Origin of the sequence: Aliiroseovarius sediminilitoris (assembly GCF_900109955.1) — a bacterium.
GTDB classification, from domain to species: Bacteria; Pseudomonadota; Alphaproteobacteria; order Rhodobacterales; family Rhodobacteraceae; genus Aliiroseovarius; species Aliiroseovarius sediminilitoris.
Genome location: NZ_FOJB01000001.1, coordinates 2,270,430 through 2,283,572, shown reverse-complemented (window position 1 = coordinate 2,283,572; position 13,143 = coordinate 2,270,430). Strand labels below are relative to the sequence as shown.

At 56.9% G+C, this 13,143-nt stretch carries 10 protein-coding genes; 6 read left to right on the top strand and 4 right to left on the bottom strand.

The features are described 5' to 3' along the window. Position 1: 1 nt before the first annotated feature. Both BMY55_RS11290 and ettA read right to left on the bottom strand, forming a co-directional pair. Positions 2-493: a histidine phosphatase family protein gene (locus BMY55_RS11290; protein WP_091430707.1), complete on the bottom strand. Its 492-nt coding sequence runs from the start codon at positions 491-493 to the stop codon at positions 2-4. Positions 494-1,417: 924 nt separating this feature from the next. Next, on the bottom strand, positions 1,418-3,073 hold the full coding sequence (gene ettA, locus BMY55_RS11285; RefSeq protein ID WP_091430705.1) for an energy-dependent translational throttle protein EttA: 1,656 nt from the start codon (positions 3,071-3,073) through the stop codon (positions 1,418-1,420). Positions 3,074-3,148: 75 nt separating this feature from the next. Here ettA and mgrA point away from each other — a divergent pair, with 75 nt between their 5' ends. From mgrA to dacB, 3 genes are all read left to right on the top strand, one after another. Further along, on the top strand, positions 3,149-4,180 hold the full coding sequence (mgrA, locus tag BMY55_RS11280) for an L-glyceraldehyde 3-phosphate reductase (protein WP_091430703.1): 1,032 nt from the start codon (positions 3,149-3,151) through the stop codon (positions 4,178-4,180). A 39-nt stretch (positions 4,181-4,219) separates the two neighbouring features. Next, positions 4,220-4,816 (top strand): nicotinate-nucleotide adenylyltransferase, encoded by a 597-nt coding sequence (locus BMY55_RS11275; protein WP_091430701.1) that lies wholly within the window; start codon positions 4,220-4,222, stop codon positions 4,814-4,816. A 95-nt stretch (positions 4,817-4,911) separates the two neighbouring features. Then, positions 4,912-6,402, top strand: coding sequence for a D-alanyl-D-alanine carboxypeptidase/D-alanyl-D-alanine endopeptidase (dacB, locus tag BMY55_RS11270; RefSeq protein WP_091430699.1), 1,491 nt, complete (start codon positions 4,912-4,914; stop codon positions 6,400-6,402). Positions 6,403-6,446: 44 nt separating this feature from the next. On the opposite strand, the gene BMY55_RS11265 is transcribed toward dacB, so the two are convergent. Then, complete coding sequence (locus BMY55_RS11265; RefSeq protein ID WP_091430698.1) at positions 6,447-7,145, bottom strand: glutathione binding-like protein; 699 nt, start codon at positions 7,143-7,145, stop codon at positions 6,447-6,449. Positions 7,146-7,226: 81 nt separating this feature from the next. Beyond that, positions 7,227-7,628: a tellurite resistance TerB family protein gene (locus tag BMY55_RS11260; protein WP_245744724.1), complete on the bottom strand. Its 402-nt coding sequence runs from the start codon at positions 7,626-7,628 to the stop codon at positions 7,227-7,229. A 142-nt stretch (positions 7,629-7,770) separates the two neighbouring features. Between BMY55_RS11260 and BMY55_RS11255 the strand changes: the two genes are divergently transcribed. The 3 genes from BMY55_RS11255 (at position 7,771) to ppk2 (ending at position 13,051) form a co-directional block, all read left to right on the top strand. Next, complete coding sequence (locus tag BMY55_RS11255) at positions 7,771-9,417, top strand: lysine--tRNA ligase (RefSeq protein ID WP_091430696.1); 1,647 nt, start codon at positions 7,771-7,773, stop codon at positions 9,415-9,417. 215 nt (positions 9,418-9,632) lie between these two features. Next, positions 9,633-11,924, top strand: coding sequence for a glycosyl hydrolase family 28-related protein (locus tag BMY55_RS11250; RefSeq protein WP_091430694.1), 2,292 nt, complete (start codon positions 9,633-9,635; stop codon positions 11,922-11,924). A 224-nt stretch (positions 11,925-12,148) separates the two neighbouring features. Further along, positions 12,149-13,051, top strand: a complete 903-nt coding sequence (gene ppk2, locus BMY55_RS11245; RefSeq protein WP_245744723.1) for a polyphosphate kinase 2 — start codon at positions 12,149-12,151, stop codon at positions 13,049-13,051. Positions 13,052-13,143: the final 92 nt, after the last annotated feature.

Here is a 13,143-nt window from a genome sequence, read left to right as displayed (position 1 = left end):
CCTAAACAGCCGGACCATGTTGTCGCCGGTCGATGTGCACCCCCCCGAACTTGTCGGACGTCACGATAAACAGGTCGCCGTAATTGAGCGGTGGTTCGCCTCCCGCGCCCAACGCTTCCCAAATCTCGCGCAGGTTGCCCTTGTTGCCGACCCAGAGCACGGTTTTTCCTGCGGACTGGGTGATCAACCGTGTGGCCATCCCATCTGCGGGCAGGCGGTCGATGGGCAGATTGCGGTTGGTGGCAAGCGGCTGAGCCGTGTCCAGATTGCGCTCTACACTTGGCGCATAGATCGCGTCGATTTTGATCCCATCCAACGCGCCGACCAAAGCCTTTGCCCGCGCGCGGCCTGTGTCGTTCAGGTCAGACCCGGTTCGATCCCCGTGCCGAACGATGATCAGTGTCGTGTTTGGCGCCAATCTCTGACGCCCCTGACGTGCGCACGCGGTGACAATGCCAGCGCCCGTCAGCGCCAGAAAAACCCGTCTTTTCATAATGTTTCCCCCTCTTCTTAATGGGGGAATTTTAGGAGGTCGGGGGGAGGGTGGTCTACTTGACGGAAAGGTCAGGTGTGTATGGCGAAAGACTGGTGGACTTTATCTGTGAGTCTCCGTCCGGTCGATAGACTGGACTGCGCCCGACCCTCCTCACGGGAGGGCGTTCCGCCCACCCAGGGTCAGGCGTTGTCCTACATCTAAAAGCTTCCGACCTCAGGCCAATTCAAGCGCCTGTTTCAGATTGCGAAGTGTTAGTTCAGCGATACCAATCGAATGAATTTGAGGACGTCCACGAATTCCCTTTGCAAGCGTTCTTGGATGCCGTTGAGTGCTCGCGCTTGTGCTGCCAGCCGCGAGCCTTCCTTCGAGATACTGCATTTCCGTTTCCGTTACGGCGCTATTTGGTCCGCGAACCGGAAGGACATAGAACCGCCACTGGCTTGGGTCTTTCTGATTAGCTCGTCTTGGATCGTTTTCTGGATGCTCGCATAGGATGAATGCATCACAAAGAAACCCGCGCGACTCGCATGGAATGCCACGCTCCTCGAACCTAAGAGACTTTGGTAGATTTCGGTAAGTTAGGTTAAAGCTGGCTTTGGATTGAATTCCATCGTGAAGGTTCCAAGGCTGAAGGCGAGCAGTGTTCTTTACCTGTACTCGAACTCGATCTGGAAAATTAGCTGTAAGCGGGCCGATTTGAAGGTCCCATGGGAACCAACCATCTCCAACAATTGCGCACCTTTGTCCCAAAGCTTGTGCGACCATCGCTTCGCACCAGAATCCTCGAAAACTATTATCGAGGATTCTGTCCTTGAAAAGGTGATCGTTCAGACGGTTCTGAATTTGCTGAATTGATATGTTCATAAGCTGATACGCTGAGTGATTACACCATTAAAAAACGGCCCCGAAGGGGCCGCTCTTTCACCTCGTAAACTTCTTATGCTTCAACCGCTTGGGCTCCAGCGCGTCCGGTCCCAACCGCCGTTTCTTGTCCTCTTCGTAATCCTTGAAATTGCCTTCGAACCACTCCACATGCGCCTCGCCTTCGAAGGCCAGGATGTGGGTGCAGATACGGTCAAGGAAGAAGCGGTCGTGCGAGATGACGACGGCGCAGCCGGCGAAGTCGACCAGCGCGTCTTCCAGCGCGCGGAGGGTCTCGACGTCAAGGTCGTTGGTCGGTTCGTCGAGCAGCAGGACGTTGCCTCCCTCTTTCAGAAGCCGCGCCATGTGGACCCGGTTGCGCTCCCCACCCGACAACAGCGACAGTTTCTTCTGCTGATCACCGCCCTTGAAGTTGAAGGACGAACAATAAGCTCTTGAATTGACTTGCGCGTCACCCAGTTCGATCAGCTCGGCGCCGCCGGAAATGGCTTCCCACACGGTTTCATTCGGGTTCAGGTCGTCGCGCGACTGGTCGACATAGGACAGCTTCACCGTATCGCCCAGTTCAATCGTGCCGTCGTCCGGTGTCTCTTGCCCGGTGATCATTTTGAACAGGGTCGATTTACCCGCGCCGTTGGGGCCGATCACGCCGACAATGCCGCCGGGGGGAATGCTGAAGGACAGGTTTTCGATCAACAGCTTGTCGCCCATGTGTTTTTTCAGGCCTTCGACCTCGATCACCTTTGACCCAAGGCGGGGGCCGTTGGGGATGACGATCTGGGCGCGGCCCACCTTGTCACGCTCGGACTGGCTGGCCATTTCGTTATAGGCGTTGATCCGGGCCTTGGATTTCGCCTGACGGGCTTTCGCACCCTGACGCATCCATTCCAACTCGCGTTCAAGCGTTTTCTGCTTGGATTTGTCTTCACGCGCTTCCTGCGCCAGCCGTTTGGCCTTCTGTTCAAGCCACGCCGAGTAGTTGCCTTCGTAAGGAATGCCTGACCCGCGGTCGAGTTCCAGAATCCAGCCGGTGATATCGTCAAGGAAATAGCGGTCGTGGGTGACGATCAGGATGGTGCCCTTGTAGTCAATGAGGTGCTGTTGCAGCCACGCGATGGTTTCGGCGTCCAGGTGGTTGGTCGGTTCGTCAAGCAGCAGCATGTCGGGGGCTTCAAGCAGCAGCTTGCACAACGCCACGCGGCGTTTTTCACCGCCTGACAGCTTGGTGACGTCTGCGTCATCGGGGGGGCAGCGCAGCGCCTCCATCGACACATCGATCTGTGCGTCCAGATCCCACAGGTTCTGGGCGTCGATCTCGTCTTGCAGCTTGGCCATTTCCTCGGCTGTTTCGTCCGAGTAGTTCATGGCGAGTTCGTTATAGCGTTCAAGGATCGCTTTCTTTTCGGCCACGCCCTGCATGACATTGCCGCGCACGTCCAGCGACGGGTCCAGTTCGGGTTCCTGTGGCAGATAACCGACTTTCGCGCCTTCGGCCGCCCACGCCTCGCCCTGAAAATCCTTGTCGATGCCCGCCATGATCCGCATCAGCGTCGATTTACCGGTGCCGTTCACGCCGACCACGCCGATTTTCACGCCGGGCAGGAAGCTCAGGCGGATGTTTTCAAAGCATTTCTTGCCACCCGGATAGGTCTTTGAAACCCCGTCCATGTGGTAAACATATTGATAAGCGGCCATGGGATGTGTCCTCGCGTTTGACTTCCGGTTGTCTTAGCCAGACAAAGGGGGCAGGGCAATCCCGAAGGAGCTATCATGACTTATCACCCGGCCGAAGATCGCTATGAAAAGATGGAATATCGGCGCTGTGGTCGGTCGGGTATGAAGCTGCCCGCGATCAGTCTGGGGCTGTGGCACAATTTCGGGCATGACTTTCCACACGCGACCAAGCAGGCGATATGCCGGGCGGCGTTCGACAACGGCATCACGCATTTCGATTTGGCGAACAACTATGGCCCACCCTACGGTAGCGCGGAACAGGCGTTTGGTGAGATTTTGCGGACGGACTTTGCGGGCTTGCGTGACGAACTGATCATCAGTTCGAAGGCCGGATATGACATGTGGCCCGGGCCGTATGGTGAATGGGGCAGCCGGAAGTATCTTGTTGCGTCATGTGATCAAAGCCTGAAGCGGATGGGGGTGGACTACGTCGATATTTTCTACAGCCACCGGTTTGATCCCGATACGCCACTGGAAGAAACCATGGGCGCGCTGGATCACATCGTGCGCTCGGGTCGTGCGCTTTACGCGGGTATTTCAAGTTACAACAGTCAGCGCACGCGCGAGGCTGTGGCGATCCTGAATGATCTGGGCACGCCGTGCCTGATCCACCAGCCCAGCTACAACATGCTGAACCGTTGGGTCGAACGGGACGGGTTGAAGGAGACATTGGCCGAGCTTGGCGTTGGATCCATCGCATTCACTCCCTTGGCGCAGGGGTTGCTGACGGGCAAGTATCTGAAAGGGATACCGGCAGATAGCCGCGCCAGCCAAGGCAAGTCACTGGCACCCGAACTGGTGTCGGAAAATGTCGTCAACAGCCTACGCGCACTTGCCGATATTGCCGAACGCCGGGGCCAGACGCTGGCGCAGATGGCGCTGGCATGGGTGCTTCGCGATGGCGGGATCACCACCGCCCTGATCGGGGCGTCGCGGCCGGAACAGGTTTTGGACTGTGTCGGCGCGATTGGTCGTTTGGATTTTAGCCAAGCAGAGCTGGATGAGATCGATGCAAGTATCAGCGAAGAGACCGTAAACCTGTGGGCACGCTCCGCCGAGATCGACTGAGGGCGCATCGTTTTGGTTGCGACGAATACAGGCATTCTTATGCGTTACGATTTGCCATATGCGCGACCTGGTCAGGTCATCGGTCTGCTGGGCGGGTCTTTCGATCCGGCCCATCGTGGTCATGCCCATATCACGCGCGAGGCGTTGAAACGTTTTGGACTGGATCGGGTCTGGTGGCTGGTGACGCCTGGCAATCCGCTTAAGAAGAACGGGCCAGCACCCATCGCGTCGCGGTTGGAGCGCGCACGCCTCGTCATGCAGCATCCACGTGTCGAGGTAACAGATATCGAACGCCACACCCAAACGCGCTATACCGCTGAAACACTGCAAACGTTGCAACATATGTATCCGGGCGTTCGATTTGTCTGGCTGATGGGGGCAGACAATCTCGCGACCTTTCATCGGTGGGAGCGTTGGGAGTGGATCATGGCCAATGTACCCATCGGCGTGATCGCCCGGCCAGGCGACCGGGTGGCTGCACGAACATCGCCCGCGGCCAAACGGTTTGAGCACGCAAAAATACCAGGGCGATTGGCGCGGTGTCTGGCTTGGGCCGAGGCACCTGCATGGTCCCTGATCAACGTGCCGATGGTCGACATCTCATCATCGCAAATCCGTGCGCGTGGCGATTGGTGACGCGGCACGTTTCACGGTTGAGAGACTGTCGCCCCGAATCGGCGATCACGATAAATCGGGTTGCCCTGTGATCGCCCACGCGATTTAATTCGCCTATGGTCAAAGCAATTTCGAGGCGTGCATTATTGGGAGGGCTGGGCGCAAGTCTGGCCAGCCCTGTCTTTGCAAACGCCCCCGAACGTTCGATCCGGCCAGCCCCCAAGCTCCTCGATTTCTCAGAACGGCTGATCCCGTCGGCGGATGCGCTGATCGCCGATGCAAATCTTGGGGGCAAGATCGGCTTTGTGGTGGCTGAAGCCAAGACAGGCTTGATCCTTGAAGCGCACAGCCCGGTATTGCCTTTGCCCCCTGCAAGTGTCGCGAAGGCAATCACCGCAGTTTACGGTATCTCGTCGCTGGGTCTTGAACACAGCTTTGAGACGCGGGTGATTGCCACCGGCCCGGTTGAGGCTGGAGTCGTGCAAGGTGATCTTGTCTTGGTTGGCGGCGGTGATCCGACGCTGGATACCAATGCACTGGCGGCGTTGGTGAAGTCGCTGAAGCAGAAAAATGTCATGACGATCAAGGGTGATTTCATCGTTGATGGCCACGGACTACCCTATCAAAGGATGATTGATCCGGGGCAACCGGATCATCTGGGATACAACCCCGCCGTTTCGGGCTTGAACCTGAATTACAACCGTGTGCATTTCGAATGGAAACGCGCAGGTGAGGATTTCGATGTGTCCATGGAGGCGCGATCCGATCAGTTACGTCCGGCCGTGAAAATGGCGCAGATGCAGATCATTGACCGCAAAGTCCCGATCTATACCTATGAAGATGCCAAGGGCATCGACTATTGGACGGTGGCGCGCGGGGCGCTGGGGAAGGGTGGATCGCGGTGGCTCCCTGTGCGTCGCCCAGACATCTATACGGGCGAAGTTTTTCAGATTTTGGCCCGCGGCGAAGGCATCCGACTGCCAAGCCCGAAAGCGCGATCTGACAGGCTGGAGGGGACGATTCTGGCCTCGCATCGCTCGCGACCGCTCAGGGACGTGGCGCAGGGGATGTTGAAATACTCAACCAACCTGACCGCCGAGTTGATCGGGCTATCTGCCAGTGCGTCGCGCGGCAGCGTGCCGGGCAGTCTGATGGAATCAGGTGCGGCTATGGCCGATTGGATGAACTCAGAGCTTGGGGCGAGGCGTGCATTCTTTCAAGACCATAGCGGGCTGAGCGATCAGTCGCGTGTGTCCGCAAATGATATGGTGAAAGCCCTGGCAAGCGCTGGACCGAATGGTTATCTGCGAGAGTTGATGAAGGATGTGACACCATTGGACGAGATGGGGCGCCCGATCAATGACGCAGCCTATTCCATCAAAGCGAAAACCGGCACGCTGAACTTTGTCAGCACGCTGGCGGGATACCTGACCGCCCCTGACGGAAGACCGCTGATCTTTGCGATCTTTACCGCGGATATGGAGCGGCGCGCGGCGATCCCCAAGGCAGAACGCGAACGACCCAAAGGGGCTAAAGGATGGAGCCGGCGATCGCGTGTCTTGCAGCATCAACTCTTGTCGCGCTGGGCATTGGAATATGGCACCTAAGGGGGCGGATCGCCCCCTTGGCGATAACAGAGTTACGACAGATTCTAAGGACGTGGTGGGATATTGATGGCTGCTTGCGAGGCCGGGCGGTCAGCACAGTCCGTATGCCAGCGCAAAACATTCGCATAATGCTCAAGCCCCAAAGCGTCGGCGGCTTTGTAGCTGGTAAACAATGTGCGCACCCAAGGCCAGATTGCAATATCGGCAATCGAATAGTCGTCGCCTGCAACGACTGAGCGGCCTTCAAGACGATTGTCCAGAACGGATAACAGGCGTTTCGCTTCGGTTCTATATCGGTCCAGCGGGCGGGGGTCTTCGATCTCTTTGCCGCCATACGCATAGAAAAAGCCAAACTGCCCAAGCATCGGCCCGAAACCGCCCATTTGCCACATCAGCCACTGAAGCACTTCTGTGCGCTTTGCCATGTCCGTTGGAAGAAGTTTTCCCGACTTTTCAGCCAGATAAATAAGGATTGCACCACTTTCCCACAACGGCAGGGGTTTGCCGTCCGGTCCGTTGGGGTCGATGATCGCCGGGATCTTGTTGTTGGGGTTCAACGACAGAAACTCTGGCGTAAACTGATCTTCGGTTTCAAACCTGACCAAATGCGCTTCATAGGGAAGTCCGGTTTCTTCCAGCATGGCTGAAGCCTTGATGCCATTCGGAGTTGTCTGCGAATAAAGTTGAATGACGCTGGAGTCCTTCGCAGGCCAGCGATTGGTGATGTCGAACTGGTCGAGCATTTCGATCCTTTCAGGACGGCGAGTTGGTTCAGAGCGAGAACGGGTGCGACTCGGACACGAGACACCGCTCAGATCGGCTGTTCAGAGTGTCATATGCCGTGCGCGGGCGCCACGTTCAATGGCCGCTGCGTGCAAACGCTCGATGTTCAGTTCGTAACGTATTTCTTCCAGTATGCGCAGTTCGGGACCCTGAAGTTCGCCGTCCGCCGCAGCCACGTCGCAGGCCAGCGCGTAGGCGGTTTCCCAAAGAGGTTCAGGCAGGTTTTCCCGAACAAGCCCGAACAGGGCGTCCAAACCATCTTCAACCCCGAACAGGTCAAACACCGTCTGCGATACGGTCTTGATGCGATCCGGATCGTATTTCGCAAACACCGGCAAATGGTTCACGATGCTTTCGATCGTGACCAACTCGGCTGAAGTGATCTTTTCGTCCGACGCCGATACGGCGACCATTACAGCGATCAGGCTGTCTTCGGCGGTCATGGAATGGGGGGTCTGTTGCAATGGACATGCTCCTGTCTGTTGCGGTGCAGAATATTGACCCGGCGCGCCCATCGCAATAGGGAGAACACCTAGCGACAAAGCAGCGCAGACCGGATGTCCGCGCCACATAAGGAAAAAGCACATGTCCGAGATGCGAGACGCCGCGATGAGTTCGAAAGCCTGGCCCTTTGAAGAGGCGCGCCGGGTGCTCAAACGCTATCAGAAGGCGCCGCCCAAGAAGGGGTTTGTGCTGTTCGAAACGGGTTACGGGCCGTCCGGTCTGCCCCATATCGGCACCTTTGGCGAGGTCGCGCGAACCACCATGATCCAGCGAGCATTCGAGGTGATTTCCGACATCCCTACCAAGCTGATCTGCTTCTCTGACGATCTGGATGGGATGCGCAAAATTCCCGGCAATGTGCCCAATGCAGACGGGTTGCAGGCGCATCTGCAAAAACCGCTGACCTCAGTCCCCGATCCGTTTGGCGAGTATGAGAGCTTTGGCCATCACAACAACGCCATGCTGCGCCGGTTCCTTGACACCTTCGGCTTTGAGTACGAGTTCTATTCGGCCACGGATTTCTATGGCTCTGGCCAGTTTGACGAGGTGTTGAAGCGGGCGGTCGAGAAATACGACGAGATCATGGAGGTGATGCTGAAATCCCTGCGTGAAGAACGCCGTCAGACCTATTCCATTTTCCTGCCAATACACCCGGAAACGGGGCGGGTGCTGTATGTGCCGATGAAGGAGGTCAACGCGAGCGATCACACGATCACCTTCGATGACGAAGACGGGCGCGAATGGACGCTGCCGGTGACTGGCGGCAATGTGAAGTTGCAATGGAAACCTGATTTCGGCGCGCGTTGGGCCGCGCTGGAAGTTGATTTCGAGATGTATGGCAAGGATCACAGCACCAACACGCCGATCTATGACAAGATTTGCCGGATCCTTGGCTGGCCAGCGCCCGAGCATTTCACCTATGAGCTGTTTCTGGATGAGAGCGGTCAGAAGATTTCAAAGACAAGCGGCAATGGCGTGTCAATCGACGAATGGCTGACCTATGCCTCGACCGAGAGTCTTGCGTATTTCATGTATCTCAAGCCGAAAACGGCGAAGCGGATGCATTTTGACGTGATTCCCAAGGCAATGGATGAATATCACCAGCAACTGAACGCCTATCACCAGCAAGACCTGAAGGGGCAGTTGAACAACCCCGTTTGGCACATCCATGGCGGCGACGTGCCGCAATCCAACATGGTTGTTTCGTTCTCGATGCTGCTGAACCTCGCGTCGGTTGCATCGGCGGATGACAAGGATCAGTTGTGGGGCTTTATCAAGCGATATGCGCCAGACGCGTCCGCGGAAACACATCCCGATCTGGACGCTGCCGCCGGTTACGCCGTGAAATACTTCCAGGATTTCGTGGCCCCGGCGCGGACTTTCCGCACGCCAACCGATCAGGAACGCGTCGCAATGGAGGAACTGGCCGCAGCTTTCCGCGATGGACAGACCGCGCTGGATGTGATTGCCCGCAAGAATGCCCAGATGGGCAATGACGATCCTGCGCCCGATGTTGACTTCACCTCGGAAGAGTTTCTGCAATCCATTGTCTTTGCTGTCGGCAAGCTGCACGGGTTCGAAAATCTGCGCGACTGGTTCAAGGCGCTGTACGAGGTGTTGCTGGGGGCAAGCCAAGGCCCTCGGTTTGGCAGTTTTGCAGCCCTTTACGGCGCGGAAGAAACTGCAACCTTGATTGATCAGGGGCTTGCGGGTGAGTTGATGAAGTAGGGTTTTTCAGATTCGAAACCTTCAAGCGGCGCGCCTGATCGGTGCGCCGTTTTGCGTTGCGCAACCAAAACAGCGCACGCTGCTGTTCTGTTTCGTTAACTGCTGGTTGATAGCTCTTTCGGCGTTTTCTGCCCCGTCGCGCCTGACGCAATGGTGCATGCGATCATGACGCATGGCCGAAGGGGTTTGCATGTCTGGACCTGAAAGGGAAATCAATGAACAAGGCACTTACCGATGGGGTGGTTTTCATGCCCCCCGCATTCGAAGATGGATTGACGGTCTGGTCGAACGAGGACGGGACACCGGGTTCGCAGACATATGCAGGCGCGGGCAATGCTGCCTTGGTTCCGGCGGATCAGGATTTCGATGGGTGTCTGGAGCTTCTGAAAAACGAGACCACTCAAAAGCTGCGCTATATGGGGCAGACACCCTATGAGCAAGGCTGCTATCTGCGGGTGTCTGCAAAGGTAAAGGCGATCTCTGGTCCGTTGCCGTCGATACGCGTGGCGGCATGGCCTGCGCAATCTGGTGGGTCATATGCCGTGGGCAATCTGGAAACTGGACCGGTGACAGCGTTGAGCACATATGGCGAAGTTGTCGAAGTGTCAGCCATCATCGGATCAGGCAGCCGCAACGGTGTCGATATCATTTGGGGGGGCGATGTGGCCTATGCCCATGTCGGGCTTGATCTGATCGGGTCAAACGGCGGCGTGGTGCGGATTGACGACCTGGTGGTCGAGGATGTGACCGGGGCCTATCTGCGCGACATGATGGATTGGGTTGACGTGCGCGATTTCGGTGCTGCGGGCGATGGTCTTACCGATGACAAACCCGCCTTTGAAGCTGCCGATGCGGCGGCCAACGGGCGCACGGTGTTGGTGCCGGACGGCAGTTTTCGCATCGGATCAAACCTGACGCTTCACGCCGACATCCGGTTTGAAGGCACGGTGACAATGGCCGATGATGTTTATCTGTCGCTGACCCGCAATTTCGATCTTCCCACCTATATTGACGCTTTCGGAGACGAGGAATTGGGGTTTCGCAAGGCCTTTCAGGCGCTGCTGCACTATGCGGACCATGAGATTCTGGACATGTGCGGTCGGCGCGTTGATGTGACCGCGCCGATTGACATGCAGGCGGCATATGAAGCAGGTGACACGTTCCTGATCCGGCGTGTGATCAAAAATGGCCAGTTCTATGTGATTGGTGGGTCAGCCTGGGACAGCGAAAGCACCAGTTCGGCGGCCAAATACAACCCCGCCAACCCCTACAAACTGACCAATGTCGCCAATATTGCGGCGATTCAGGCGGGATCGGTCGTGACAGGTGCGGGCGTGGGGCGCGAGGTCTATGTCAAAGAGGTGAATATCGGTGCATCCGAAGTTGAGTTGAGCCAACCGCTTTGGGGACCGGCCGCCAACCAGACCTATACGTTCACCCGGCATAAATACGTGCTGGATTTCAGTGGATTTGCACAGGTGAACCGCATGAACCTGACCGAGGTTGAATTTCAGTGCAATTCCCACGCCTCGGCGGTGCTGCTGCCGCGGGACGGTGAAAACTTCGTCTTTCAGGATTGTTTCTTCATCAAGCCCAAGAATCGCGGCATCAGTTCGATCGGGCGTGGGTGTCAGGATTTGCACCTTGATCGGTGCCAGTTCGTGTCGTCCGAACAGAACGATCCCGCCACCACCCGCCAATCCGTCGCGTTCAACGTGAACGCCAATGATGCGAAGATTCGCGACAATCGGTTCCAGCGAATGGGCACCTCGATGGTGCTGCATGGATCGGGGCACATCATTCAGGGCAATCACCTGTTTCAGGGCGACGAGGTCACAGACGGTCCGCGCGTTGCAGGTATGGTGTTCACCTACGAGAACAACAAGACTGTTCTGAATGGTAATTATGTCGATAATTGCTTTGTCGAATGGAACAATGAACACGACGCTTTTCCCGACCACGGGTCTGAATACTCGTTCGGCGGAATGACGATCACTGGCAACATCTTTACCGCTAATGATGTCGCCTCGTGGTTCAAGTGGATCCTGATCAAACCCTTCGGCGACGGGCACTATGTCTCAGGCCTGCATGTGACCAACAATACATTCCGAACACTGTCCGGGGCGATTGATCGGGTTGAAGGTGTTTCGACCACCCATGCGGGTCTGGATTACTGGAGCATGAAGGACGTGACGTTCGAGAACAACGCCTTCACGGGTGTGACGCAAGCGACCGTGTCCCCTGTGACGTTGGAGTTTAACCAGAACACTGCCGCCGCGACCTGGACGATGGACGGGTCCGCCTATTTCCCGTTTGGGGGCAATGCACGCACGGTGCCCAGCGTTACGATTGAGGGGGATTTGCGCGATGTGTCGAACAATCAGGTTTGGGACAATCCGCATGTGCTGGTGAACCAGGGGGCGACTTTCAAGCAGGTGCAACTGAAATGGTCGCGCGCTGTGCGGGGCACGGCCCATGTGACCATGCGTGTCGATCGTCCGGTATAGGATAACGGACATTTAATCTGGAAAGGCTCGCGTCGTCGCGGGCCTTTCTCTATGAGAAACCGCGAATTCCGTTGATTCGGATCAAAGCGTTTGGCGCGGTGACGTGCTACCAATCTCCCGGACCCCGAAAAGGAGATTGGCGTATGACAGCAAGGCAAACCCCTGTATCGAAAACCCCCCCGAAGTCTACGAGCAGTAACGCTCAGCCGTCCGCAGGGACACCTGTGGAACCTGCGACAGAAGTGCGCAATGGCAAGAGCGGTTTTCCGACCGTAACCGAAGACAAGATCCGTCAGACGTTTGAGAACGGCAAGTATCCCTACAGGGTCAAACTGGGACGTCGGGAATACGAAGCGACCAAAGCGAAGATGCAGGCGGAGTTGCTGAAAGTGCAGCGTTGGGTCGGTGAGACCGGTCAGAAATTCGTGCTGCTGTTCGAAGGGCGTGACGCGGCGGGCAAAGGTGGAACGATCAAGCGGTTCATGGAGCATTTGAACCCTCGCGAAGCGCGCGTGGTCGCGCTGAACAAGCCAACAGATAAAGAGCGCGGGGAATGGTTCTATCAGCGATATGTTTCGCACCTGCCAACCTCGGGTGAAATGGTGTTCTATGACCGCTCTTGGTATAATCGCGCCGGTGTGGAACGGGTCATGGGGTTTTGCAACGCCAACGAATACCTTGAATTCATGCGCCAGACGCCGGAATTTGAACGGATGCTGACACGGTCCGGCATCCAGCTTTACAAATATTGGTTCTCGGTCACGCAGCCAGAACAGAAACGCCGCTTTGACAGCCGCAAGGATGATCCCCTGAAGCGGTGGAAGCTCAGCCCGGTGGATGTGGCGTCCTTGTCGAAATGGGACGACTACACTGAAGCGAAAGAGGCGATGTTCTTCTATACCCACACAGCGGATGCGCCGTGGACGATCATCAAGTCAAACGACAAGAAACGTGCCCGGCTTGAATGTATGCGACACTTCCTGTCAACGCTGGATTATCCCGACAAGGATCACGAGTTGGTGGGCGAGCCCGACCCGTTGATCGTCGGTCACGCAAGCCAGGTGATTCACAAGGCGGATCATATTTTGGGGTCCAGCCTGCATCCGGATCAGCGGCGCAGCAGCTGAGCTGGACATCTGGACCGAACAGCCAAGGGGGCCGGATAGCGGCCCCCTTTTCGCGTCTTGCCGCCGTTCTTGCCGCATCACGAAAGCGGTGC